Consider the following 25,585-nt stretch of genomic DNA (forward strand, 5'->3'; position numbering starts at 1 on the left):
TCACCACAAATAAAACAGGGATTTTGACCATGAAACTCTTCGCTCAGGGCGCCACGCTCGATCTCACTCATCCGCATGTTATGGGGATTCTGAACGTAACGCCGGATTCGTTCTCCGACGGCGGCGCGCATAACACGCTGATTGAGGCGGTGAAACATGCGAATTTAATGGTGAATGCCGGGGCGACAATTATTGATGTGGGGGGGGAATCAACGCGACCAGGCGCGGCGGAAGTGAGCGTGGAAGAAGAGCTGGATCGCGTTATTCCGGTACTGGAAGCAATCGCGCAACGCTTTGAAGTGTGGATTTCTGTGGATACCTCTAAACCCGAGGTGATCCGTGAAGCGGCAAGGGCGGGCGCGCATATTATCAATGATGTCCGTTCGCTCTCCGAACCCGGCGCGTTGGAAGCGGCAGCGGAAACCGGCTTGCCGGTCAGTCTTATGCACATGCAGGGCAACCCCAAAACCATGCAGGAGGCGCCGAAATATGACGATGTCTTTGCCGAGGTGAATCGCTACTTTATTGAGCAAATAGCACGTTGTGAGAAGGCCGGCATCGCAAAAGAGAAATTGTTGCTCGACCCCGGATTCGGTTTCGGTAAAAATCTCTCTCACAATTATACCTTACTGGCGCGACTGGGTGAGTTTCATCATTTTAACCTGCCGCTGCTGGTGGGCATGTCACGTAAAACGATGGTTGGTCAGTTACTTAACGTGGGACCATCAGACCGTCTGAACGGCAGCCTTGCGTGCGCGGTAATTGCCGCGATGCAGGGCGCGCAGATCATTCGCGTCCATGACGTCAAAGAAACCGTAGAGGCGATGCGGGTGGTAGAAGCCACTCTGTCTGCAAAGGAAAACAAACGCTATGAGTAATCGTAAATATTTCGGTACCGATGGGATTCGCGGACGTGTAGGCAATGCCCCCATTACACCTGATTTCGTGCTTAAACTGGGTTGGGCTGCCGGAAAAGTGCTGGCGCGTCATGGCTCGCGTAAAATCATTATCGGTAAAGATACGCGTATTTCCGGCTATATGCTGGAGTCCGCGCTGGAGGCGGGCCTTGCCGCTGCGGGGCTGTCGGCCTCGTTTACCGGGCCTATGCCAACGCCAGCCGTCGCCTATCTGACGCGGACTTTCCGCGCGGAGGCGGGTATCGTTATCTCGGCTTCGCATAACCCGTTCTATGATAACGGCATTAAATTCTTCTCTATCGACGGTACGAAACTGCCTGACGATGTGGAAGAAGCCATCGAAGCCGAAATGGAAAAAGAGATCACCTGCGTAGACTCCGCCGAGCTGGGGAAAGCGAGCCGCATCGTCGACGCCGCCGGACGCTATATTGAGTTCTGTAAAGGCACCTTCCCGAACGAACTGAGCCTCAACGGTCTGAAAGTGGTTGTGGATTGCGCCAACGGCGCTACCTACCATATCGCACCGAATGTGCTGCGCGAGCTGGGCGCGACCGTTATCGCCATCGGCTGTGAGCCAAACGGCGTCAACATTAACGAAGAAGTGGGCGCGACCGACGTGCGCGCGTTGCAGGCGCGCGTGTTGGCGGAGAAGGCGGACCTCGGCATCGCGCTTGACGGCGACGGCGACCGGGTCATCATGGTTGACCATGAAGGCAATAAAGTCGATGGCGATCAGATTATGTATATCATCGCGCGCGAAGGGCTGCGCCAGGGGCAGCTGCGCGGCGGCGCGGTGGGAACGCTGATGAGCAATATGGGGCTGGAGCTGGCGCTCAAGCAGCTTGGCATTCCGTTTGCCCGGGCGAAAGTGGGCGACCGCTACGTGCTGGAAAAATTGCAGGAAAAAGGCTGGCGCATCGGCGCGGAAAACTCTGGTCACGTTATTCTGTTGGATAAAACGACCACTGGCGACGGTATTGTAGCGGGGCTACAAGTTCTGGCGGCGATGGTGCGTAATCATATGAGTCTGCACGATCTGTGCAGCGGTATGAAAATGTTCCCGCAGATTCTGGTTAACGTGCGTTACACCGCCGGTAGCGGCGATCCGCTGGAAAATGAAGCGGTGAAAGCGGTAACGGCGGACGTAGAAGCCACGCTCGGCAATCGTGGGCGGGTACTGCTACGTAAATCCGGTACCGAACCGTTGATTCGCGTGATGGTGGAAGGCGAGGATGAAGCGCAGGTTACGGCATTCGCCCATCGTATCGCGGATGCGGTAAAAGCCGTTTAAGCGTTTAAGTGACTAAAAAGGCGGCGGTTGCCGCCTTACGGCCCGCAAAAAACAACGCTTTTGCTGTTTTTTTCCGCAGTTGATACAATGCGCTTAAATTGCCCTTGCGAAGGTCATTCGCTTTGGTTAGTATTCACACCCGCTTCAGTGGGAAACAGTAAAAATCCCGCTTTATTGGTAGAAGCATTGGTACGCGGCAACTCCGCAAGGAACAGGTTGATTATGTACGAAGCTCTTTTAGTTGTTTTCCTTATTGTGGCAATTGGCCTTGTAGGTCTGATCATGCTGCAGCAAGGTAAAGGCGCTGATATGGGAGCCTCCTTCGGAGCAGGCGCTTCCGCTACGCTATTTGGTTCAAGTGGTTCTGGTAACTTCATGACCCGAATGACGGCGGTATTGGCGACGCTGTTCTTCATCATCAGTCTGGTGTTGGGTAATATCAATAGCAACAAAACCAATAAAGGAAGCGAGTGGGAAAATCTGAGCGCGCCGGCGAAGACCGAGCAGACTCAACCTGCTGCACCGGCCCAGCCGACCAGCGATATCCCGCGCTAATAGCAGTATCCGTGCCGAGGTGGTGGAATTGGTAGACACGCTACCTTGAGGTGGTAGTGCCCAATAGGGCTTACGGGTTCAAGTCCCGTCCTCGGTACCAATATTCCGAAAGAAAGACGCTGAAAAGCGTCTTTTTTTTCGTCTGTTGAAACTGCTCTCAGAGAGGAGGTTGAAGCACGCTTACACGCGTCCCTGGCATGGCCCCGTCAATACGTTGAGATAGCCCTACATACATACTCATGTATGTCCTCTCTGGTGATCTCCCTGCGTCAGGTTCACTCCACCGATTACGAGATCATCTTCGTTCATTGAAGCCAGTAGTTGCTCAGCTATAATCTGAAATGCTTGTATCTGTTATCCCCCTCCATATCTTTTGCTCAAGTAGTTTTATCTAATCTTCCTTTGCACTGAGCCGAATATCTAAGGAAGAGATTAATGAGTTTATTTTTCGATCGTGCTGGATTGATTGCCGAATTGCGCACATCCAATTTGAGCTCTGCTATTCAGGAGAAAGTCGTGCAACAGGCACGTGCTGCTATTGCATTTAAACGTTGTCTGCGGGATATGGAAACAGTAAAGGTGGGGGTATCGCGGTTGGGCGGTCTACCCGACTGGCCATTAGGACAAAACTGGCCTATACGAAAAAAATCGGTTAATGCCACATCTCGCGTACTAAAGCTGAAAGCTGAAAAAACGCGAAATGCCAGGTTTGTTCATGAAATGAAAATGAGTTATGAGCTGCTCAATGAAGGGCGTAAGCTGCTTGGGCAGCCAGCGGAAGATTTTGATGAGGAGAAGTATCGGTCAGTACAGCAACGGTTATTAACCGAAACTGACATCCGCATAGAGAATCAGTTGGTTGATTTTCCGCTTGCTTTCGTTGCCCAACTAAATTTGAGTGACCTGGCGTTACTCCCGGGGTTTGATCCACTGCTTCCCAGGCGGGGGTTATTGAGCTTCTTTGTCGATGTTACCTGGGAAGATCGGCAGCCCTTTGTTTTCTGGCACGATGTTGAGGTAGATACATTAAGCACGCTAGCTGTGCCAGATGACTTGCTGGCTTTTTACAATAAGATTGAATTTCGTGAACCATGGCAATTGTGTACACAGGTTGAGTGCCTGGAACCTCTTTCCGTTATCAGTGTTCCGTCAGTCTGCGAGGGATTAAGCGTTACGCAGCAGAAAGCGTATGAATCATGGTATGACGCGTTAAGTGATTACGAACAGGATAACCCGTATCGAGTTGATGCCTGCTATTCCGGCGATCTTCTGGGAGGGTGGACAATTCCTCTCCAACGTAGTGTGGAAGATGAACTGAATCAAAATGATACAAGGTGGCGACAGCTTTTTAGCTGGGATGAAGAAATTCATTCTACAACAGCATTACTGGCTGTCGCTGGGCCGGATTTTGGCGGGGGCATTGACTATATAATGATGACTGAAAAAGACATGGCTGCACAATGCTTTGACAGGGTGCGAAATGTTGTCCAGTTAGATTAACCGGCAAATCAGCCATTTGCATCAACCTGGGGTGATGTTCCACAAAAAAGGCCGCTTTCGCGGCCTGTTGCATCAACGACGCGGGCTTATTTGCCTTTGTTTTCCAGATTCTCAACCTGCGGCAGACCGGTCGCGGAAGAGGCGGTTAACAGACCCGCTTTCGCGTAGCCGAACAGTTTCTCGCGGGTATCGGTAATGTCCAGATTACGCATGGTCAACTGGCCAATACGATCGTCCGGTGAGAATACGGACTCGCCTTTCTCCATGGTCAGACGCTCAGCCTTATAGGTCAGATTGTCGGACACGGTGTTCAGGATGGAGTAGTCGTTGCCGCGACGCAACTCGAGTGTGACCTCACCGGTAATCTGGCTGGCGACCCAACGTTGCAGGCCGTCACGCAGCATCAGCGCCTGCGAGTCGAACCAGCGGCCCTGATACAGCAGTTTACCCAGCTGACGACCATGAGAATGATACTGTTCAATGGTGTCTTCGTTGTGAATACCGGTCAACAGACGCTCGTAAGCGATGTGCAGCAGCGCCATCCCCGGGGCTTCATAAATACCGCGGCTTTTTGCTTCAATGATGCGGTTTTCAATTTGGTCGCTCATGCCCAGGCCGTGACGGCCGCCGATGCGGTTTGCTTCCAGCATCATCTCAACATCATCGCTGAAGGTTTTACCGTTCAGGGCAACAGGGTGACCCTGTTCGAAGCGGACGGTCACCTCTTCTGCCGGGATCTTCACGCTCTCGTCCCAGAACTTCACGCCCATAATCGGGTTGACGATCTTGACGCTGGAGTTAAGAAACTCCAGATCTTTCGCTTCATGCGTGGCGCCGAGCATGTTGGAGTCGGTGGAGTAGGCTTTTTCAACGGACATTTTATAGTCGAAACCGCAGGCAATCATAAATTCAGACATCTCATGGCGACCACCCAGCTCATCGATAAAGTCGGTATCCAGCCACGGTTTGTAAATCTGTAATTCAGCATTCGTCAGCAGGCCGTAACGATAGAAACGTTCAATATCGTTGCCTTTATAGGTACTGCCGTCGCCCCAGATATTCACGCCGTCTTCTTTCATCGCGGCGACCAGCATCGTGCCGGTTACGGCACGGCCCAGCGGCGTGGTATTGAAATAGGTCAGTCCGCCAGTCGTATTATGGAAAGCGCCGCACTGAATCGCTGCGATCCCTTCTGCAACCAACTGCTTGCGGCAATCAATCAGGCGAGCATTCTCTGCGCCATACTCCATTGCGCGACGAGGAATGGCGTCATAGTCATCCTCATCCGGTTGTCCCAGATTCGCAGTATAGGCATATGGGACAGCTCCTTTTTGTCGCATCCACAGCAGCGCGGCGCTGGTGTCCAGACCGCCGGAAAAAGCGATACCAATACGTTGACCTGCTGGAAGATGCTTAAGAATCGTCGTCATAGAATAGAACCCTGCTTGATTGACTGATAATGAGATCGGTTTCTGCTTTAGTGCATTTTTATGCAAAATAAATGAGTTTTCATTTAATCATCTTTTAGCAGAGACAGGAAGCGTTTAGTGAAGGTTTACTGAAATAACGTTGTGAAATGCGTGCATAAGCCGGAGAGATGGGATGAGTATAACGAAGAGTGATATTCATTCATCTGCATATTGGGAATAGGGTTGACATAACTCATGCCTGGTCACTATACTGTGCGCAGATTTTACGTCCCGTCCTCGGTACCAAATCCCAGCAGTATTTGCAAATTTTGCCCAAAACGAGTAGAATTTGCCACGTTTCAGGCGCGGGGTGGAGCAGCCTGGTAGCTCGTCGGGCTCATAACCCGAAGGTCGTCGGTTCAAATCCGGCCCCCGCAACCACTTTCCCTTAGAGTTCTTTTTCAAATATACTGTGAAGATTATGTCCTTCGTAGCTGGATTTGAAAAAAATTCTTTCGGAAGGTACACCAGACCGCCGTTGCGGTTATAGGGTTCAGTTATCTAAAGCCCCGATTTATCGGGGTTTTTTGTTATCTGACTACAGAATAACTGGGCTTTAGGCCCTTTTTTTATGTCTTGGGGGTGGGCTTGTCCACATTAGAGCAAAAATTAACAGAGATGATTACAGCGCCAGTTGAAGCCTTAGGCTACGAGCTGGTCGGCATCGAATTTATTCGCGGTCGCACATCCACACTGCGCATCTATATTGATAGTGAAGATGGCATCAATGTTGATGATTGTGCTGATGTGAGCCACCAGGTAAGCGCGGTGCTGGACGTTGAAGATCCTATCTCCGTGGCTTACAACCTTGAAGTCTCGTCACCGGGTCTTGACCGTCCTATGTTCACTGCCGATCATTATGCGCGTTTCCAGGGTGAAGAAGTCGCGCTGGTTCTTCGCATGGCGGTACAGAACCGTCGCAAGTGGCAGGGCATTATCAAAGCGGTGGACGGTGAAATGATTACCGTCACAGTCGAAGGCAAAGATGAAGTGTTCGCGCTGAGTAATATCCAGAAGGCGAACCTGGTTCCCCACTTTTAACAGTCTGGATGAGGTGAAAAGCCCGCGATGAACAAAGAAATTTTGGCTGTTGTTGAAGCCGTCTCCAACGAAAAAGCGCTGCCACGCGAAAAAATTTTTGAAGCGCTGGAAAGTGCGCTGGCGACAGCAACAAAGAAAAAATATGAGCAGGAGATCGATGTTCGTGTAGAAATCGATCGTAAAAGCGGTGATTTTGATACTTTCCGCCGTTGGTTGATCGTTGAAGAAGTGACCATGCCGACGAAGGAAATTACGCTGGAAGCGGCGCGTTTTGAAGACGAAAGCCTGAATGTCGGCGACTATGTTGAAGATCAGATTGAATCTGTCACCTTTGACCGTATCACCACGCAGACTGCGAAACAGGTTATCGTACAGAAGGTCCGTGAAGCTGAACGCGCGATGGTTGTCGATCAGTTCCGCGACCAGGAAGGCGAAATCGTCACTGGCGTGGTGAAGAAAGTGAACCGCGACAATATCTCTCTGGAAATTAAATCCGAAGGGATGGCCGGTAACGCTGAAGCGGTGATTCTGCGTGAAGATATGCTGCCGCGCGAAAACTTCCGCCCTGGCGACCGTATTCGCGGCGTGCTGTATGCTGTTCGCCCGGAAGCGCGTGGCGCGCAGCTGTTCGTCACCCGTTCCAAGCCGGAAATGCTGATCGAACTGTTCCGCATCGAAGTGCCGGAAATCGGCGAAGAAGTGATTGAAATTAAAGCGGCGGCTCGCGATCCGGGCTCTCGTGCGAAAATCGCAGTGAAAACCAACGATAAACGTATCGATCCGGTCGGCGCTTGCGTGGGGATGCGCGGCGCGCGCGTTCAGGCGGTCTCTACCGAACTGGGCGGTGAGCGTATCGATATCGTGCTGTGGGATGATAACCCGGCGCAGTTCGTCATTAATGCGATGGCGCCGGCAGACGTCGCGTCTATCGTGGTGGACGAAGATAAACATACCATGGATATCGCCGTTGAAGCCGGTAATCTGGCGCAGGCGATCGGACGTAATGGTCAGAACGTCCGCCTGGCTTCGCAATTGAGCGGCTGGGAACTCAACGTAATGACCGTTGATGACTTGCAGGCTAAACATCAGGCTGAAGCACATGCCGCTATCGAGATCTTTACTAAATATCTTGATATTGATGAAGAGTTCGCGACCGTTCTGGTAGAAGAAGGTTTCTCCACGCTCGAAGAACTGGCCTATGTGCCAATGAAAGAACTGCTGGAAATTGACGGCCTTGATGAGCCGACCGTTGAAGCACTGCGCGAGCGTGCTAAAAACGCACTGGCCACTCTGGCGCAGGACCAGGAAGCAAGCCTCGGTGATAACAAACCGGCTGACGATCTGCTGAATCTGGAAGGATTAGATCGCGATATGGCTTTCAAACTGGCGGCTCGTGGTGTTTGTACGCTGGAAGATCTCGCCGACCAGGGCATTGATGATCTGGCTGATATCGAAGGGTTGACCGACGAAAAAGCCGGTGAGCTGATTATGGCTGCCCGTAATATTTGCTGGTTCGGCGACGAAGCGTAATAAACTGTAGCAGGAAGGAACAGCATGACAGATGTAACCCTAAAAGCGCTGGCCGCAGAGAGACAGGTTTCCGTGGATCGCCTGGTACAGCAGTTTGCTGATGCAGGTATCCGGAAATCTGCTGACGACTCTGTGTCCGCACAAGAAAAACAGACTTTACTGGCGCACCTGAACCGCGAAGCGGTTTCTGGTCCCGATAAACTGACGCTGCAGCGTAAAACGCGCAGCACCCTGAACATTCCTGGTACCGGTGGAAAAAGTAAATCGGTACAAATCGAAGTCCGCAAGAAGCGCACCTTTGTGAAACGCGATCCGCAAGAGGCTGAACGCCTGGCCGCGGAAGAGCAGGCGCAGCGTGAAGCGGAAGAGCAAGCCCGTCGTGAGGCAGAAGAACAGGCCAAACGCGAGGCGCAACAAAAAGCTGAACGCGAGGCCGCAGAACAAGCTAAGCGTGAAGCCGCTGAAAAAGCGAAACGTGAAGCTGCGGAAAAAGACAAAGTGAGCAATCAACAGACTGACGATATGACCAAAACCGCCCAGGCCGAAAAAGCCCGCCGTGAGAATGAAGCTGCAGAGCTGAAGCGTAAAGCGGAAGAAGAAGCACGTCGCAAACTCGAAGAAGAAGCGCGTCGTGTAGCAGAAGAAGCTCGCCGCATGGCGGAAGAAAACAAATGGACCGCAACGCCTGAGCCAGTAGAAGACACCAGTGACTATCATGTCACCACTTCTCAGCACGCTCGCCAGGCCGAAGACGAAAACGATCGTGAAGTAGAAGGCGGTCGTGGTCGTGGCCGTAATGCAAAAGCGGCGCGTCCGGCGAAAAAAGGCAAACATGCCGAATCCAAAGCCGATCGCGAAGAAGCGCGTGCTGCGGTTCGCGGCGGTAAAGGCGGCAAGCGTAAAGGATCTTCTTTACAGCAAGGCTTCCAGAAGCCCGCTCAGGCCGTTAACCGCGACGTGGTGATCGGTGAAACCATCACCGTTGGCGAACTGGCGAACAAGATGGCGGTGAAAGGCTCTCAGGTCATCAAAGCGATGATGAAGCTGGGCGCCATGGCCACCATCAACCAGGTCATCGACCAGGAAACCGCACAGCTGGTTGCCGAAGAGATGGGCCACAAAGTTATCCTGCGTCGTGAAAACGAACTGGAAGAAGCGGTAATGAGCGACCGTGATACCGGCGCTGCGGCTGAACCGCGCGCACCGGTTGTGACCATCATGGGCCACGTTGACCACGGTAAAACCTCTCTGCTGGACTACATTCGTTCCACGAAAGTAGCCTCTGGCGAAGCGGGCGGCATTACCCAGCACATCGGTGCTTACCACGTTGAAACTGACAACGGGATGATCACCTTCCTGGATACCCCGGGTCACGCCGCGTTTACTTCTATGCGTGCTCGCGGCGCCCAGGCAACGGATATCGTGGTTCTGGTGGTAGCGGCAGACGACGGCGTGATGCCGCAGACTATCGAAGCTATCCAGCACGCGAAAGCGGCAGGTGTGCCGGTCGTGGTTGCGGTGAACAAAATCGATAAGCCGGAAGCCGATCCGGATCGCGTTAAGAACGAACTGTCCCAGTACGGCATTCTGCCGGAAGAGTGGGGCGGTGAAAGCCAGTTCGTTCACGTGTCTGCGAAAGCGGGTACCGGTATTGACGAACTGCTTGATGCTATCCTGCTGCAGGCCGAAGTTCTGGAACTGAAAGCGGTACGCAAAGGTATGGCGAGCGGTGCGGTGATCGAATCCTTCCTGGATAAAGGTCGTGGTCCGGTGGCTACCGTGCTGGTTCGTGAAGGTACGTTGCATAAGGGCGATATCGTGCTGTGTGGCTTCGAATACGGCCGCGTGCGTGCGATGCGTAACGAACTGGGTCAGGAAGTGCTGGAAGCGGGTCCGTCCATTCCGGTGGAAATCCTCGGCCTGTCCGGCGTTCCGGCTGCGGGTGACGAAGTGACCGTCGTTCGCGACGAGAAGAAAGCGCGTGAAGTGGCTCTGTATCGTCAGGGTAAATTCCGTGAAGTTAAACTGGCTCGTCAGCAGAAATCTAAACTCGAGAACATGTTCGCCAACATGACCGAAGGCGAAGTTCACGAAGTGAACATCGTGCTGAAGGCCGACGTACAGGGTTCTGTGGAAGCGATCTCCGACTCCTTGCTGAAACTGTCTACCGACGAAGTGAAAGTGAAGATCATCGGTTCTGGCGTAGGTGGTATCACCGAAACCGACGCGACCCTGGCTGCGGCGTCCAACGCCATTCTGGTGGGCTTCAACGTTCGTGCCGATGCCTCTGCGCGTAAAGTGATCGAATCTGAAAGCCTGGATCTGCGTTACTACTCCGTCATCTATAACCTGATCGACGAAGTGAAAGCGGCGATGAGCGGTATGCTGTCTCCGGAACTGAAACAGCAGATCATCGGTCTGGCTGAAGTGCGCGATGTGTTCAAATCGCCGAAATTCGGCGCGATCGCGGGCTGTATGGTTACCGAAGGTACGATTAAACGCCATAACCCAATCCGCGTTCTGCGTGACAACGTGGTTATCTATGAAGGCGAGCTGGAATCCCTGCGCCGCTTCAAAGATGACGTTAACGAAGTCCGTAACGGCATGGAATGTGGTATCGGCGTGAAGAACTACAACGACGTTCGCGTTGGCGATATGATTGAAGTATTCGAGATTATCGAGATCCAACGTACCATCGCTTAATCTTCGTCGTCTTTTGGGCCGCAACGGCGTTGGCTGCGCTCGCTCACCCCGGTCACATAGTTATCTATGCTCCCGGGGATTTACGAGCTTGCCGCCTTGTTGCAATCCAAAATCCTTAGAAGATGATTAGGCGTAGGCCGGGTAAGCGAAGCGCCACCCGGCAAGAAATTTAAAAAGGGGCTTATGGCCCCTTTTTTGTCTTTATTCTGGAGAATTTATTATGGCGAAAGAATTTGGTCGCCCTCAGCGCGTAGCGCAAGAGATGCAGAAAGAGATCGCGCTCATCCTGCAACGCGAAATCAAAGATCCACGTGTAGGTATGATGACCACCGTATCGGGTGTTGAAATGTCCCGCGATCTGGCATACGCCAAAGTATTCGTGACGTTCCTCAACGATCAGGACGAAGCGGCTGTGAAAAACGGCATTAAGGCCCTGCAGGAAGCGTCTGGTTTCATCCGCAGCTTGCTGGGTAAAGCGATGCGTCTGCGCATCGTACCGGAACTGACCTTCTTCTACGACAACTCGCTGGTGGAAGGGATGCGTATGTCCAACCTGGTGACTAACGTGGTGAAACATGACGAAGAACGTCGTGTGAACCCGGACGACAGCAAGGAGGACTGATGAGTCGTCCTCGTCGTCGTGGCCGCGACATTCACGGCGTTCTGCTGCTGGATAAGCCGCAGGGTATGTCCAGCAATGACGTGCTGCAGAAAGTTAAGCGCATCTACAATGCCAACCGCGCCGGGCATACCGGCGCGCTGGACCCGCTGGCGACCGGCATGTTGCCGATTTGCCTCGGCGAAGCGACAAAATTTTCGCAGTACCTGCTGGATTCTGACAAACGCTATCGTGTTATTGCCCGTCTGGGGCAGCGCACGGATACCTCTGACGCCGATGGTCAAATCGTGCAGGAGCGTCCGGTGACTTTCAGCGCTGAGCAGCTTGCGAGCGCGCTGGAGACCTTTCGTGGGGATATCGAACAGATTCCCTCAATGTATTCGGCGCTGAAGTATCAGGGCAAGAAGCTGTACGAATATGCCCGCCAGGGTATCGAAGTGCCGCGCGAAGCCCGCCCGATTACCGTCTACGAACTGCTGTTTATTCGCCATGAAGGTAACGAGCTGGAGCTGGAAGTTCATTGCTCCAAAGGCACCTATATTCGTACCATTATTGATGATTTAGGTGAGAAACTGGGCTGTGGCGCGCACGTAACGTACCTGCGTCGTCTGACGGTCAGCAAGTATCCGATTGAGCGAATGGTGACGCTGGAGCACTTGCAGACGCTGGTAGCACAGGCGGAACAGCAGGGCGTTCCGGCGGCGCAGTTGCTCGATCCATTATTGATGCCAATGGACAGTCCAGCTTCGGACTATCCTGTTGTTAATCTGCCGTTAACATCTTCGGTATACTTCAAAAATGGCAACCCGGTTCGTACCACGGGCTCGCCGTTGGAGGGACTGGTCCGTGTGACGGAAGGTGAAGACGATAAATTTATCGGTATGGGCGAAATTGACGACGAAGGCCGTGTCGCGCCTCGTCGGCTGGTAGTAGAGTACCCAGCGTAATGTCGCTTCGTCTTGCGATAAGAGAGCGCTGCGAGTAGAATACCGCCGCTTAACGTCGCGTAAATTATTTAACAGTTTACGCGGCGTACACTGGGATCGCTGAATTAGAGATCGGCGTCCTCTCATTCTTAAATACTTTGGAGTTTTAAAATGTCTCTAAGTACTGAAGCTACAGCTAAAATCGTTTCTGAGTTCGGTCGTGACGCAAACGACACCGGTTCTACCGATGTTCAGGTTGCTCTGTTGACTGCACAGATTAACCACCTGCAGGGTCACTTTGCAGAGCATAAAAAAGATCACCACAGCCGTCGTGGTCTGCTGCGTATGGTTTCTCAGCGTCGTAAACTGCTCGACTACCTGAAACGTAAAGATGTTGCACGCTACACCGCGCTGATTGAGCGTCTGGGTCTGCGTCGCTAATTCTTTCGAGTTTCAGAAAGAGGGGGCCTTCATGGCCCCTTTTTTCCAGCAGATGGCAGCAATTCGCTGGAAACTAATGTATTGTTGCTATGAATGATCTTCCGTTGCAGAGGTTCGCGCGGCTAATGAGAGGCTTTACCCATATCAGGGTTAGGGTTGTCATTAGTCGCGAGGATGCGCAGAAGATCGGGTATTAACGACGGCGCGTATTATGCCGTCAAAAATTGGAAAGGATATTATTTTGCTTAATCCGATCGTTCGTAAATTCCAGTACGGTCAGCATACCGTTACGCTGGAAACTGGCATGATGGCGCGTCAGGCCACTGCCGCTGTTATGGTAAGCATGGATGACACCGCCGTATTCGTTACCGTTGTCGGCCAGAAAAAAGCCAAGCCAGGCCAGGACTTCTTCCCACTGACCGTTAACTATCAGGAGCGTACCTACGCTGCTGGTCGTATCCCGGGCAGCTTCTTCCGTCGTGAAGGCCGTCCAAGCGAAGGCGAAACCCTGATTGCGCGTCTAATTGACCGCCCGGTTCGTCCGCTGTTCCCGGAAGGCTTCGTTAACGAAGTGCAGGTTATCGCGACCGTCGTTTCCGTTAACCCGCAGGTTAACCCGGACATCGTTGCCATGATCGGCGCATCCGCTGCGCTGTCGCTGTCCGGCATTCCGTTCAACGGCCCAATCGGCGCGGCGCGCGTAGGTTACATCAATGACCAGTACGTGCTGAATCCGACCCAGGACGAACTGAAAGAAAGCAAGCTGGACCTGGTGGTTGCCGGTACCGAAGCGGCTGTGCTGATGGTGGAATCCGAAGCTGAACTGCTGAGCGAAGACACTATGCTGGGCGCGGTGGTATTCGGTCACGAGCAGCAGCAGGTTGTTATCCAGGCGATCAACGATCTGGTGAAAGAAGCCGGTAAACCGCGTTGGGACTGGCAGCCGGAAGCCGTCAACGACGCGTTGAACGCGCGTGTTGCTGCGCTTGCTGAATCTCGTCTGAGCGACGCGTACCGCATCACCGATAAACAAGAACGCTATGCTCAGGTTGACGTAATCAAATCCGAAACCATCGAGCAGCTTATTGCAGAAGATGAAACTCTGGATGCTAACGAGCTGGGCGAAATCCTGCACGCCATCGAGAAAAACGTGGTGCGTAGCCGCGTACTGGCAGGCGAGCCGCGTATTGATGGCCGTGAAAAAGACATGATCCGTGGTCTGGACGTGCGCACTGGCGTACTGCCGCGTACTCACGGTTCCGCTCTGTTTACCCGTGGTGAAACGCAGGCGCTGGTTACCGCGACTCTGGGTACTGCCCGTGACGCGCAGGTGCTTGATGAACTGATGGGCGAGCGCACTGACAGCTTCCTGTTCCACTACAACTTCCCTCCGTACTCCGTAGGCGAAACCGGCATGGTCGGTTCTCCGAAGCGTCGTGAAATTGGTCACGGTCGTCTGGCGAAGCGCGGCGTGCTGGCAGTGATGCCGGACATGGATAAATTCCCGTACACCGTTCGCGTGGTGTCTGAAATCACCGAATCCAACGGTTCTTCCTCTATGGCTTCCGTGTGCGGCGCTTCTCTGGCGCTGATGGACGCTGGCGTGCCAATTAAAGCCGCCGTAGCAGGTATCGCTATGGGTCTGGTGAAAGAAGGCGACAACTACGTTGTACTGTCTGACATTCTGGGCGACGAAGATCACCTGGGCGATATGGACTTCAAAGTGGCGGGTTCCCGCGACGGTATCTCTGCGCTGCAGATGGATATCAAAATTGAAGGTATCACCAAAGAGATCATGCAGGTTGCGTTGAACCAGGCTAAAGGCGCGCGTCTGCACATCCTGGGCGTGATGGAACAGGCGATCAACGCGCCGCGCGGCGATATCTCTGAATTTGCGCCGCGTATCCATACCATCAAGATCAGCACGGACAAGATCAAAGACGTGATCGGTAAAGGCGGTTCTGTGATCCGCGCGCTGACTGAAGAGACCGGCACCACCATCGAAATTGAAGATGACGGTACTGTGAAGATCGCGGCGACCGACGGTGAAAAAGCGAAATACGCTATCCGTCGTATCGAAGAGATTACCGCGGAGATCGAAGTCGGCCGTATCTACAATGGTAAAGTGACCCGTATCGTTGACTTTGGCGCGTTTGTTGCCATCGGCGGCGGTAAAGAAGGTCTGGTTCACATCTCTCAAATCGCGGATAAGCGTGTAGAGAAAGTGACCGACTATCTGCAGATGGGTCAGGAAGTCCCGGTTAAGGTTCTGGAAGTTGACCGCCAGGGCCGTGTACGTCTGAGCATTAAAGAAGCAACCGAGCAGTCTCAACCTGCGGCTGCGCCGGAAGCTCCGGCGAGCGAACAGGCCGAGTAAGGTAGCCTTTTGCCCTCCGCAGTGCGGAGGGCTTTAGACCTGGCTGGACGCCTTGTTGAGCCACCGGGGAACAGGACGTTCATTCAATCGTTGTCTTCGGGAGTGGGAAATGAAGCCTTTTTTGCGCTGGTGTTTCGTTGCGACAGCACTTACGCTTGCAGGATGCAGTAATTCCGCCTGGCGTAAAAGTGAAGTCCTCGCAGTACCATTGCAACCGACTTTACAGCAGGAAGTGATTCTGGCGCGTATGGAACAGATTCTTGCCAGTCGGGCTTTAACCGATGACGAACGCGCACAGCTTTTATATGAGCGCGGAGTGTTGTATGATAGTCTTGGTTTGAGGGCATTAGCGCGAAATGATTTTTCACAAGCGCTGGCAATCAGACCGGATATGCCTGAAGTATTCAATTACTTAGGCATTTATTTAACGCAGGCAGGCAATTTTGATGCTGCCTATGAAGCGTTTGATTCTGTACTAGAGCTTGATCCAACTTACAACTACGCGCACTTAAACCGCGGTATCGCATTGTATTACGGCGGCCGTGATAAGTTAGCGCAAGATGATCTGCTGGCGTTTTATCAAGACGATCCCAATGATCCTTACCGCAGCCTGTGGCTGTATCTTGTTGAGCAGAAGCTTAATGAGAAGCAGGCGAAAGAAGCGTTAAAAGCACGCTTCGAAAAATCGGATAAAGAGCAATGGGGATGGAACATTGTCGAGTTCTACCTGGGCGACATTAGCGAAGCAACGCTGATGGAAAGGCTCAAGGCGGACGCAACGGATAACACCTCGCTCGCTGAGCATCTCAGTGAAACCAACTTCTATTTAGGTAAGTATTACCTAAGTCTGGGGGATTTGGACAGCGCCACGGCTCTGTTCAAACTGGCGGTGGCCAACAACGTTCATAACTTTGTTGAGCACCGATACGCATTGTTGGAATTATCGCTCCTGGGCCAGGACCAAGATGACCTGGCAGAATCGGACCAGCAATAGCTGACGAACATATCAGCCCGTAATCTTTTTGATTGCCATCACCTTCGCGGGTGAGGGCGTTGTTGTTCGTTAATACACCTACTTTGAGCCGGTTCACACTTTTCAATGAAAATTGCAGATCAATTTCATGATGAGTTATGTAGACTGGCCGCCATTAATTTTGAGGCACACGTACTACATGGCTGAATTCGAAACCACTTTTGCAGATCTGGGGCTGAAGGCTCCTATCCTTGAAGCCCTTACCGATCTGGGTTACGAAAAACCATCTCCAATCCAGGCAGAGTGCATTCCGCATCTGCTGGGCGGTCGCGACGTGCTGGGCATGGCCCAGACCGGTAGCGGCAAAACCGCAGCGTTCTCTTTACCGCTGCTCAACAATCTTGATCCTGAGCTGAAGGCACCTCAGATTCTGGTGCTGGCGCCAACCCGCGAACTGGCGGTACAGGTTGCCGAAGCCATGACGGATTTCTCTAAACACATGCGCGGCGTAAACGTGGTTGCCCTGTACGGCGGTCAGCGTTATGACGTGCAGTTACGCGCCCTGCGTCAGGGGCCGCAGATCGTTGTCGGTACGCCGGGACGTCTGCTTGATCACTTAAAACGCGGCACCCTCGACCTCTCTAAACTGAGTGGTCTGGTGCTGGATGAAGCCGACGAAATGCTGCGTATGGGCTTCATCGAAGACGTTGAAACTATTATGGCGCAGATCCCGGAAGGTCATCAGACCGCTCTGTTCTCCGCCACCATGCCGGAAGCGATTCGTCGCATTACCCGCCGCTTTATGAAAGAGCCGCAGGAAGTGCGCATTCAGTCCAGCGTGACTACCCGTCCTGACATCAGCCAGAGCTACTGGACTGTCTGGGGTATGCGTAAAAACGAAGCGCTGGTGCGTTTCCTGGAAGCGGAAGACTTTGATGCGGCGATTATCTTCGTGCGTACCAAAAACGCGACCCTGGAAGTAGCAGAAGCGCTGGAACGTAGCGGCTACAACAGCGCCGCGTTGAATGGCGATATGAACCAGGCGCTGCGTGAGCAGACTCTGGAACGCCTGAAAGATGGTCGTCTGGACATCCTGATCGCTACCGACGTTGCGGCACGTGGTCTGGACGTTGAACGTATCAGCCTGGTGGTGAACTACGATATCCCGATGGATTCCGAGTCCTACGTTCACCGTATCGGTCGTACCGGCCGTGCGGGTCGCGCCGGTCGCGCGCTGCTGTTCGTTGAGAACCGCGAGCGTCGTCTGCTGCGCAACATCGAACGCACCATGAAGCTGACCATTCCGGAAGTGGAACTGCCGAACGCAGAACTGCTGGGTAAACGCCGTCTGGAAAAATTCGCCGCGAAAGTTCAGCAGCAACTGGAAAGCAGCGATCTGGATCAGTACCGTGCGCTGCTGGCGAAAATCCAGCCGTCTGCTGAAGGTGAAGAGCTGGATCTCGAAACGCTGGCTGCCGCACTGCTGAAAATGGCGCAGGGCGAGCGTCCGCTGATTCTGCCGCCGGATGCGCCGATGCGTCCTAAGCGTGAATTCCGTGACCGTGATGACCGTGGTCCGCGCGATCGTAACGACCGTGGCCCGCGTGGCGATCGTGAAGATCGTCCGCGTCGTGAACGTCGTGACGTTGGCGATATGCAGTTATACCGCATTGAAGTGGGCCGTGATGACGGCGTTGAAGTTCGTCATATCGTGGGCGCTATCGCTAACGAAGGCGACATCAGCAGCCGTTACATTGGTAACATTAAGCTGTTCGCGTCTCACTCCACCATCGAGCTGCCGAAAGGTATGCCGGGCGAAGTGCTCCAGCACTTCACGCGTACCCGCATTCTGAACAAGCCGATGAATATGCAGCTGTTGGGTGATGCTGTTCCGCACGCGGGCGGCGAACGTCGCGGCGGTGGTCGTAGCTTCAGTGGCGAGCGTCGTGAAGGCGGTCGTAATTTCAGCGGCGAACGTCGTGAAGGCGGTCGTGGTGATGGTCGTCGCTTCAGCGGCGAGCGTCGTGAAAGCCGTGGTCCGCGTCGTGATGACTCTACCGGTCGCCGTCGTTTCGGCGGTGATGCGTAACTCACGCTGACCTGCGCATTCACAGCGTAAAGTAAAATATACAGCCCCGATCGTCACAATCGGGGCTTTTTTTATTTCTTTTGTACTCGTGTACTGGTACAGTGCAGCGTATTGAGAGATAGTCACACTATAAATGACTGGAGAGAGAGCTGAATGGCAACACTTACCACCACCCAAACGTCACCTTCGCTGCTTGGCGGCGTGGTGATTATCGGCGGCACCATCATTGGCGCGGGGATGTTCTCCCTGCCGGTGGTCATGTCCGGGGCGTGGTTCTTCTGGTCGATGGCGGCGCTGGTCTTTACCTGGTTTTGTATGCTGCACTCCGGGCTGATGATCCTCGAAGCCAACCTTAACTACCGCATTGGTTCGAGTTTCGACACCATCACCAAAGATCTGTTGGGGAAAGGCTGGAACATTGTCAACGGTATTTCCATTGCCTTTGTGCTCTACATCCTGACTTACGCCTATATCTCGGCGAGCGGCTCAATTCTGCATCATACCTTTGCTGAGATGTCGCTGAACGTTCCGGCGCGAGCGGCAGGTTTTGCCTTTGCGCTGCTGGTGGCGTTTGTTGTGTGGCTGAGTACGAAGGCGGTCAGCCGGATGACGGCGATTGTGCTGGGCGCGAAAGTGATTACTTTCTTCCTGACCTTCGGCAGCCTGTTAGGGCACGTTCAGCCTGCCACGTTGTTTAACGTGGCTGAAAGCCACGCGTCATATACGCCGTACCTGCTGATGACGCTGCCATTTTGTCTGGCCTCTTTTGGTTATCACGGTAACGTACCGAGCTTGATGAAATATTACGGCAAAGATCCGCGCACCATCGTCAAATGCCTGATTTATGGGACGTTACTGGCGCTGGTGCTCTATTCCGTCTGGCTGCTGGGGACGATGGGCAACATCCCGCGTCCGGAATTTATCGGCATTGCGCAGAAAGGCGGCAATATTGATGTGCTGGTACAGGCGTTGAGCGGCGTGCTGAACAGCCGCAGCCTGGATCTGCTGCTGGTGGTGTTCTCTAACTTTGCGGTCGCCAGTTCCTTCCTTGGCGTGACGCTGGGGCTGTTTGACTATCTGGCGGATCTGTTTGGTTTTGATGACTCGGCAATGGGGCGTTTTAAAACGGCGCTGCTGACTTTCCTGCCGCCGATGATTGGTGGCCTGCTGTACCCGAACGGTTTTCTGTACGCCATTGGCTATGCAGGTTTAGCTGCAACTATCTGGGCGGCCATTGTGCCTGCGCTGTTGGCACGTAAATCTCGCGAACGTTTCGGCAGCCCAAAATTTCGCGTCTGGGGCGGCACGCCGATGATTGTACTGATTCTGCTATTTGGCGTTGGGAACGCACTGGTGCATATTTTATCGAGCTTTAATTTGCTGCCGGTGTACCAGTAACGTTATTGTGCCGGATGGCGGTTGCACCTTATCCGGCCTACTTGATGCTGTAGGCCCGGTAAGCGAAGCGCCACCGGGCAAAACAATGCGCTACCCCAACAATTCCTGCTTAACATCTATCGCTAAATTAAACGAATGCAGGCGTGCCTGGTGGTCGAAAATCTGCCCATTTACCATAATTTCATCCGCCTGGGTCTCCCGCAGGATGGATTCCAGCCCGTGGCGGACTTTCGCCTTATCACCGACCAGCGACATACTCAGCGCCTGTTGCACGCCATACTGCTCGGATGGCGACCAAAAGGTCTCCATATTCTCAATCGGCGGCGGCAGTTGGCCGGTTTCCCCACGGCGTAGCTTCACGAAAGCCTGCTGCATGGAGGTAAACAGGAATTCGGCGTCGCGGTTGCTGTCGGCGGCGATAATATTGATACACACCATCGCGTACGGTTTTTCCAGCCGCGCTGAAGGTTTGAACTGGGTACGGTACAGATGCAGCGCCTGGAACAACATATCCGGCGCGAAATGCGAAGCAAAGGCGAACGGCAGGCCAAGCTGGGCCGCCAACTGTGCGCTATACAGGCTGGAGCCCAACAGCCAGACCGGGATCTTCTCGCCGTAGCCGGGCACCGGGCGCACATGCGGATTAGGATCGCGAGCGTCGAACCAGTCCACCAGCTCTGCGACATCGCGTGGAAAGTTATCAATATCGCCGCTCATATGGCGACGTAGCGCGCGCATCGTCGGCTGATCGCTACCCGGCGCGCGTCCCAACCCTAAGTCGATACGTCCCGGGTAGAGCGTATTCAGCGTGCCGAACTGCTCGGCAATCACCAGCGGTGAATGGTTAGGCAGCATCACGCCGCCGGAGCCAAGATGTAATGTTGTGGTATTGGCCGCCAGATAACCAATCAATACCGAGGTCGCCGCGCTGGCGATACCGGTCATGTTGTGATGTTCCGCCAGCCAGTAGCGGTGATAGCCGCGCTTTTCAGCCAGCCGTGCGAGATCAAGCGAGTGCGTGAAGGCTTCTTTTGCCGAAGATCCTTCAGGGATCGGCGCCAGATCCAGCACCGAGAATGGAATAGTTTTGTCAGTCATAACGGCTCACTTTGTTACCGGTTAATCTTTTAATACTGCATTAAAGATTAGCGAATGTTGTTAACAAAGTGAGCTTTATGAGACTGACGGCAAAAACAATGCCCGATAGCGCTGCGTTTATCGGGCCTACGGGAGCGCTATTTGTAGGCCCGATAAGGTCTTTATGCCGCCATCCGGCTAGGCCTGTAGCTCCAGCCCGGCCAGCCGCTTCCAGTAGCCGTTGCAGTCACTATGGGAGGCAAGCGGTAATGGCGCACCGCCGTTTTCGTTAGCGCGAAAGGCATCAAGCATGGCAAATGTCTCCGTACCCAACGGCGACAGCCGCACGATATCGACCAATCCCTGCATCGACGTCAGTTCGTTGCCAAGGTTATAGACATAGCCGCTCATGGTCTGAATACCGTTAAGCACAAACACCTGCTGATTCTCTTGCGAGAGCACGTCACGACCGTTTGGATACTTGATACAGCAGGTTTCGCACTCATCTTTCGGGCGGTCTTCCGAACGGGCGGTAAAGCAGCGAGCAGAGTAGGCCAGCGGCAGATGCCCGTAGCTCAACACTTCCACTTCAAACTGATTGCGGATGCCCAGTTCATCGCACTGATTAAGCAAATTCACCAGCCAGTCGCGGGACAGCTCCACCGGCATACACCAGCGTACCATGCCTTCTTTCAGCAACCGGCGCAGCGTGACCGCGTTGTAGCAATTCAGCGCATGGCCGGCGACAAACGGCAGTTTGCGCTCGGCGCACAGATTCACCACGCCAAGATCGCTGGCTTCCAGCAGAAAATCGCCGTTGTCCACATAGCGTTTCAGCTCGCTTAATTCAGATGACGCCTGTACCAGCGCCAGGGTGGAGAGCGCCACCTGCTTACCGCTGGCGGCGAGGGATTTCGCCATTTCCAGCCAGTCGCCGACTTTGGTCGCGCGACGCTTGCTGCACACCGCTTCGCCCAGATAAATGACATCAGCGCTGCTTTTTGCGGCCTGCTGATAAAAATCTTCCAGCGTCTCTTTCGGCCAGTAATAAAGCACCGGTCCTAAGGAATATTTCATAGCTCCTCTCACTGCCATTTACGGTGATATGCGCCAAGCGTGGTTTGAGTGCCTTCGGACATCGCGCCGAGCGTCTCCATCCAGTCGCGCTGTGGAACGAAGTTTTGCGGGGCGGCTTTGCAGCGATCGATCGCCTGGCGCCACACTTTCGCCACCTGGCTGACATAGGCCGGGCTGCGCTGGCGACCTTCGATCTTCACCGAAGCGATGTTCGCCGCCATGAGCTCCGGCAGCAGTTCCAGCGTGTTCAGGCTGGTTGGCTCCTCCAGCGCGTGATAGCGCTCGCCGTCCACTAAATAGCGGCCTTTACACAGCGTTGGGTAGCCCGCGTTTTCGCCATCCTGGTAACGGTCAATCAGGACATCATTCAGGCGCGATTCCAGCCCCTGCGGCGTTTGCTGCCAACGGACAAAGCGGGCGGGCGAGCAGGCGCCGACGGTATTGGGCGACTCCCCCGTCAGGTAAGAAGAAAGATAGCAGCGACCTTCCGCCATAATGCACAGGCTGCCAAACGCGAATACCTCCAGCGGCACCGGCGTGACGCGGGCCAGTTGTTTTACCTGGTGAATCGACAGTACACGCGGCAGTACTACACGGTGGACATCAAAGTTGCGGTGATAAAAGCGAATCGCCTCTTCGTTGGTTGCCGAAGCCTGAACGGAAACATGGCGCTCAATATGCGGGTAACGCTCTGCGGCATATTCCAGCATAGCGAGGTCGGCGAGAATCAACGCGTCGGCGCCAAGCTGCGCCGCCATATCCACGGCGCGCTGCCAGCGAGCATAGCCGTCCGGATGCGCAAAAGTATTAATGGCGATGTGTAATTTGCGGCGATGCTGGTGAACAAAACTCACCGCTTCCTGCAATTTTTTTTCGGTAAAGTTAAGGCCGGCAAAATGACGGGCATTGGTATCGTCTTTTAACCCGATATAAACGGCGTCAGCGCCGTTTTCGATGGCCGCCTTCAGCGCCGGGAGATTTCCGGCAGGGCAGAGCAGCTCCATAATTTATCCTGAGGGTTACGTCTGAGACGCAAAATTGTTAACGAACAGGGATTTTAGTTAACCTTGCTGCGACAATTTTTGATTTAAGGCAGTTAAAGGCGTATTGGTAACACCAATAATGGGGTAGAAAATCAGACCCAATTGTTGATTTACGCCGCCATGTGATTTATTGGATATGGCAAAATAACAGGACTATTGAAACAGGGAGTAAAGCTCGTGTTAGATAAACTGCGTTCACGCTTAGTCCATGCTGGCCCGTCTCTGATGAGTGTACCGGTTAAACTGACGCCCTTTGCGCTAAAGCGCCAGGTTCTGGAACAGGTTCTGAGCTGGCAGTTTCGTCAGGCGCTGGCCGATGGAGAGCTGGAATTCCTCGAAGGTCGTTGGTTAAGCATTCATGTTCGTGACATCGACTTAAAATGGTATACCACGGTTGAAAATGAAAAGCTGATCGTTAGCCAGCAGGCGGATGCTGACGTCAGTTTTAGCGCCGACGCCAGCGATCTGCTAATGATAGCTGCCCGTAAACAGGACCCGGATACGCTCTTTTTCCAGCGTCGACTGGTCATTGAAGGCGATACTGAGTTAGGGTTGTATGTGAAGAATCTGATGGACGCCATCGAACTGGAGCAGATGCCGAAAGCGTTACGCGTTATGCTGCTGCAACTGGCGGATTTTGTTGAGGCGGGAATGAAAAACTCGCCGGAAACCAAACAGACCTCGGTAGGTGAACCATGCTAATTCGAGTAGAAATTCCCATTGATGCGCCTGGTATTGATGCGCTGTTACGCCGTTCATTCGAAAGCGATGCGGAAGCGAAGCTGGTTCACGATTTGCGTGAAGATGGTTTTCTGACGCTCGGACTGGTGGCCACGGATGATGAAGGTCAGGTGGTGGGCTATGTCGCCTTTAGCCCGGTTGATGTGCAGGGCGAAGATTTACAGTGGGTCGGCATGGCGCCGCTGGCGGTCGATGAAAAGTATCGCGGGCAAGGGCTGGCGCGTCAGTTAGTGTATGAAGGGCTGGATTCGCTCAACGAGTTCGGTTACGCGGCGGTCGTGACGCTGGGCGACCCGGCGTTATATAGCCGCTTCGGTTTTGAACTGGCCGCGCATTACGATCTTCACTGCCGTTGGCCCGGTACGGAAAGCGCTTTCCAGGTACACCGTTTGGCTGAGGATGCGCTGGAAGGCGTGACGGGGCTGGTGGAGTATCACGACCACTTCAATCGTTTTTAAGCACCGGCGTTTGCAGGCTGGACAGCAGCGCCTCAAACGCTTCGCGTTCCGTCACAAGGCGCTCCTTCTGGCGCTTTGTGAGCTGTTTGATGCGATACTCTATGCGCAGGGCCAGCGAGCGATCGCCGACCTGCGCCGCAAACGCCAGCGTTAACTCGCCTTTTCCCCGTAATGCTTTTGCGCCTTTTCCCGTTTGATGCTGCCTGTAACGACGCGCCACATCGGTGGTTATTCCGGTGTAAAGCGCATTGTCTGCGGTACGAATCAGATACAGATACCAGGGTGTCATTGTCGCCATCAGCATGATAATTTTCAGGTTCCCAGTATAAGCGAGAATAAAGATGGACACACTTACCGCTATTGGCCGTTGGCTGGCGAAACAACACGTGGTGACCTGGTGCGTACACCATGAGGGAGAGCTGTGGTGCGCCAATGCGTTTTATTTGTTTGATGCGCAAAACGTCGCGCTGTATCTGTTAACGGATGATAAAACCCGCCATGCGCAAATGTCTGGCGCGTGCGCGCCAGTTGCGGGAACGGTCAATGGTCAGCCGAAAACGGTGGCGCGCATTCGCGGCGTACAGTTTAAAGGGGAAATTCGCCGTCTGGAGGGGCAGGAGAGCGACGCCGCGCGTAAAGCTTACCTTCGTCGCTTCCCGGTCGCCAGGGTGCTGCCAGCGCCGGTATGGGAAATCCGGCTGGATGAAATTAAATTCACCGACAACACGCTGGGGTTTGGTAAAAAACTGCACTGGTTACGCGACTCACGCGCCCAGCAGGCGTAGCGCCTCGCGGTTAAATGCCGGCAGGTCGTCAGGCGTGCGGCTGGTCACCAGCTGATCTTTATCGACGACGACTTCCTGATCGTAAAATTCCGCGCCCGCGTTCTTCACATCGATAATAATCGGTTTCACCGCCGTGAGTTTGCGGCCACGAATGACATCGGCGCTGATCAACAACTGCGGGCCGTGGCAAATGGCAAAAACCGGTTTACCGCTGTTAACGAAATCGCGGGTAAAATCCACGAAACGGCTGTCGCCGCGCAGGTAGTCCGGCGAATGACCTCCCGGCAATAGCAAGGCGTCGAACTCGTCGGGACGAACGTCATCAATAGCCTTATCAATGGTGACACTGGCCTCGCCTTTTTTTCCTTTCACCGTTTTACCCGCCTCTTTTTCGATGGTGATGACCTCATGGCCGGCCTGACGGAATTCTGCTGCCGGCGAGGTAAATTCTGAATCTTCAAATTCATCGGTAATCAAAACGGCAATTTTCTTACTCATGCGTTTCCTCCGCAGTGGTGGCGTCGGGTAAGGCAAATTTTCCACAATGATGGATACTTACCTCGTAGACTATTAAG

24 protein-coding genes and 2 tRNA genes are annotated in these 25,585 nt (G+C 53.7%); 20 read left to right on the forward strand and 6 right to left on the reverse strand.

Features of this window, described 5'->3' with window-relative positions; translation table 11 throughout:
* Positions 1 to 29 precede the first annotated feature (29 nt).
* The 5 genes from folP (at position 30) to NA986_RS06945 (ending at position 4,263) form a co-directional block, all read left to right on the forward strand.
* Positions 30 to 878: a dihydropteroate synthase gene (gene folP / locus NA986_RS06925; RefSeq protein ID WP_000764710.1), complete on the forward strand. Its 849-nt coding sequence runs from the start codon at positions 30 to 32 to the stop codon at positions 876 to 878.
* Complete coding sequence (gene glmM / locus NA986_RS06930) at positions 871 to 2,208, forward strand: phosphoglucosamine mutase (RefSeq protein WP_000071169.1); 1,338 nt, start codon at positions 871 to 873, stop codon at positions 2,206 to 2,208. Before folP ends, glmM begins: the two co-directional genes overlap by 8 nt.
* A 222-nt stretch (positions 2,209 to 2,430) precedes the next feature.
* Entirely contained in the window at positions 2,431 to 2,763 is a 333-nt protein-coding gene (gene secG, locus NA986_RS06935; RefSeq protein WP_000272680.1) for a preprotein translocase subunit SecG, read from the forward strand.
* A 13-nt stretch (positions 2,764 to 2,776) separates the two neighbouring features.
* Positions 2,777 to 2,863, forward strand: a tRNA-Leu gene (locus NA986_RS06940).
* Between the two features lie 335 nt (positions 2,864 to 3,198).
* On the forward strand, positions 3,199 to 4,263 hold the full coding sequence (locus NA986_RS06945) for a YwqG family protein (RefSeq protein ID WP_023215717.1): 1,065 nt from the start codon (positions 3,199 to 3,201) through the stop codon (positions 4,261 to 4,263).
* 86 nt (positions 4,264 to 4,349) lie between these two features.
* On the opposite strand, the gene argG is transcribed toward NA986_RS06945, so the two are convergent.
* On the reverse strand, positions 4,350 to 5,693 hold the full coding sequence (gene argG, locus NA986_RS06950) for an argininosuccinate synthase (RefSeq protein WP_000207646.1): 1,344 nt from the start codon (positions 5,691 to 5,693) through the stop codon (positions 4,350 to 4,352).
* A gap of 343 nt (positions 5,694 to 6,036) precedes the next feature.
* Between argG and NA986_RS06955 the strand changes: the two genes are divergently transcribed.
* From NA986_RS06955 to mtr, 12 genes are all read left to right on the forward strand, one after another.
* A tRNA-Met gene (locus NA986_RS06955) sits at positions 6,037 to 6,113 on the forward strand.
* A gap of 207 nt (positions 6,114 to 6,320) precedes the next feature.
* A complete protein-coding gene (gene rimP, locus NA986_RS06960; protein ID WP_000105461.1) occupies positions 6,321 to 6,773 on the forward strand; it encodes a ribosome maturation factor RimP in 453 nt (150 codons plus the stop codon).
* A gap of 27 nt (positions 6,774 to 6,800) precedes the next feature.
* The gene (gene nusA / locus NA986_RS06965) at positions 6,801 to 8,303 is read left to right on the forward strand and encodes a transcription termination factor NusA (protein WP_001031038.1); all 1,503 of its coding nucleotides are present in this window, start codon (positions 6,801 to 6,803) and stop codon (positions 8,301 to 8,303) included.
* A 24-nt stretch (positions 8,304 to 8,327) separates the two neighbouring features.
* The gene (gene infB / locus NA986_RS06970) at positions 8,328 to 11,006 is read left to right on the forward strand and encodes a translation initiation factor IF-2 (protein ID WP_000133064.1); all 2,679 of its coding nucleotides are present in this window, start codon (positions 8,328 to 8,330) and stop codon (positions 11,004 to 11,006) included.
* A gap of 220 nt (positions 11,007 to 11,226) precedes the next feature.
* Positions 11,227 to 11,628: a 30S ribosome-binding factor RbfA gene (gene rbfA / locus NA986_RS06975; RefSeq protein WP_001040208.1), complete on the forward strand. Its 402-nt coding sequence runs from the start codon at positions 11,227 to 11,229 to the stop codon at positions 11,626 to 11,628.
* A complete protein-coding gene (truB, locus tag NA986_RS06980; protein WP_023215716.1) occupies positions 11,628 to 12,572 on the forward strand; it encodes a tRNA pseudouridine(55) synthase TruB in 945 nt (314 codons plus the stop codon). The genes rbfA and truB overlap by 1 nt, the downstream gene beginning before the upstream one ends.
* Positions 12,573 to 12,722: 150 nt before the next feature.
* The gene (rpsO, locus tag NA986_RS06985; protein ID WP_000059465.1) at positions 12,723 to 12,992 is read left to right on the forward strand and encodes a 30S ribosomal protein S15; all 270 of its coding nucleotides are present in this window, start codon (positions 12,723 to 12,725) and stop codon (positions 12,990 to 12,992) included.
* Positions 12,993 to 13,233: 241 nt separating this feature from the next.
* Entirely contained in the window at positions 13,234 to 15,369 is a 2,136-nt protein-coding gene (pnp, locus tag NA986_RS06990) for a polyribonucleotide nucleotidyltransferase (protein ID WP_001670767.1), read from the forward strand.
* Between the two features lie 109 nt (positions 15,370 to 15,478).
* A complete protein-coding gene (nlpI, locus tag NA986_RS06995; RefSeq protein WP_000802069.1) occupies positions 15,479 to 16,363 on the forward strand; it encodes a lipoprotein NlpI in 885 nt (294 codons plus the stop codon).
* Between the two features lie 105 nt (positions 16,364 to 16,468).
* Positions 16,469 to 16,549 carry a protein YrbN gene (gene yrbN / locus NA986_RS07000; protein ID WP_010723222.1) on the forward strand — a complete coding sequence of 27 codons (81 nt, stop codon included), beginning with the start codon at positions 16,469 to 16,471 and terminating at the stop codon, positions 16,547 to 16,549.
* The gene (gene deaD, locus NA986_RS07005) at positions 16,542 to 18,431 is read left to right on the forward strand and encodes an ATP-dependent RNA helicase DeaD (protein WP_000807244.1); all 1,890 of its coding nucleotides are present in this window, start codon (positions 16,542 to 16,544) and stop codon (positions 18,429 to 18,431) included. The genes yrbN and deaD overlap by 8 nt, the downstream gene beginning before the upstream one ends.
* Before the next feature lie 153 nt (positions 18,432 to 18,584).
* Complete coding sequence (gene mtr / locus NA986_RS07010; RefSeq protein WP_024147132.1) at positions 18,585 to 19,829, forward strand: tryptophan permease; 1,245 nt, start codon at positions 18,585 to 18,587, stop codon at positions 19,827 to 19,829.
* A 90-nt stretch (positions 19,830 to 19,919) separates the two neighbouring features.
* Here mtr and NA986_RS07015 read toward each other — a convergent pair whose 3' ends face one another.
* The 3 genes from NA986_RS07015 to ubiU all read right to left on the reverse strand — a co-directional run bounded on the left by NA986_RS07015 (position 19,920) and on the right by ubiU (position 22,987).
* Complete coding sequence (locus tag NA986_RS07015; RefSeq protein WP_023215714.1) at positions 19,920 to 20,927, reverse strand: luciferase-like monooxygenase; 1,008 nt, start codon at positions 20,925 to 20,927, stop codon at positions 19,920 to 19,922.
* 177 nt (positions 20,928 to 21,104) lie between these two features.
* Positions 21,105 to 21,983 (reverse strand): U32 family peptidase, encoded by an 879-nt coding sequence (locus NA986_RS07020; protein WP_000877716.1) that lies wholly within the window; start codon positions 21,981 to 21,983, stop codon positions 21,105 to 21,107.
* A gap of 8 nt (positions 21,984 to 21,991) precedes the next feature.
* Positions 21,992 to 22,987 carry a ubiquinone anaerobic biosynthesis protein UbiU gene (ubiU, locus tag NA986_RS07025; protein ID WP_000421309.1) on the reverse strand — a complete coding sequence of 332 codons (996 nt, stop codon included), beginning with the start codon at positions 22,985 to 22,987 and terminating at the stop codon, positions 21,992 to 21,994.
* A gap of 216 nt (positions 22,988 to 23,203) precedes the next feature.
* Between ubiU and ubiT the strand changes: the two genes are divergently transcribed.
* The gene (gene ubiT, locus NA986_RS07030) at positions 23,204 to 23,728 is read left to right on the forward strand and encodes a ubiquinone anaerobic biosynthesis accessory factor UbiT (RefSeq protein ID WP_000884721.1); all 525 of its coding nucleotides are present in this window, start codon (positions 23,204 to 23,206) and stop codon (positions 23,726 to 23,728) included.
* A complete protein-coding gene (locus NA986_RS07035; protein WP_000908562.1) occupies positions 23,722 to 24,225 on the forward strand; it encodes a GNAT family N-acetyltransferase in 504 nt (167 codons plus the stop codon). Before ubiT ends, NA986_RS07035 begins: the two co-directional genes overlap by 7 nt.
* On the opposite strand, the gene NA986_RS07040 is transcribed toward NA986_RS07035, so the two are convergent.
* Positions 24,212 to 24,529, reverse strand: coding sequence for a GIY-YIG nuclease family protein (locus NA986_RS07040; protein WP_000928379.1), 318 nt, complete (start codon positions 24,527 to 24,529; stop codon positions 24,212 to 24,214). The two genes, NA986_RS07035 and NA986_RS07040, sit on opposite strands and share 14 nt — an antisense overlap.
* Before the next feature lie 37 nt (positions 24,530 to 24,566).
* Here NA986_RS07040 and NA986_RS07045 point away from each other — a divergent pair, with 37 nt between their 5' ends.
* Positions 24,567 to 25,010, forward strand: coding sequence for a YhbP family protein (locus tag NA986_RS07045; protein ID WP_000380404.1), 444 nt, complete (start codon positions 24,567 to 24,569; stop codon positions 25,008 to 25,010).
* On the opposite strand, the gene yhbO is transcribed toward NA986_RS07045, so the two are convergent.
* Positions 24,990 to 25,508, reverse strand: a complete 519-nt coding sequence (gene yhbO / locus NA986_RS07050; protein ID WP_000037599.1) for a protein/nucleic acid deglycase — start codon at positions 25,506 to 25,508, stop codon at positions 24,990 to 24,992. The genes NA986_RS07045 and yhbO overlap by 21 nt on opposite strands.
* Between the last annotated feature and the right edge of the window lie 77 nt (positions 25,509 to 25,585).

Source organism: Salmonella sp. NW177, from assembly GCF_051811585.1.
Lineage (GTDB): Bacteria > Pseudomonadota > Gammaproteobacteria > Enterobacterales > Enterobacteriaceae > Salmonella > Salmonella enterica.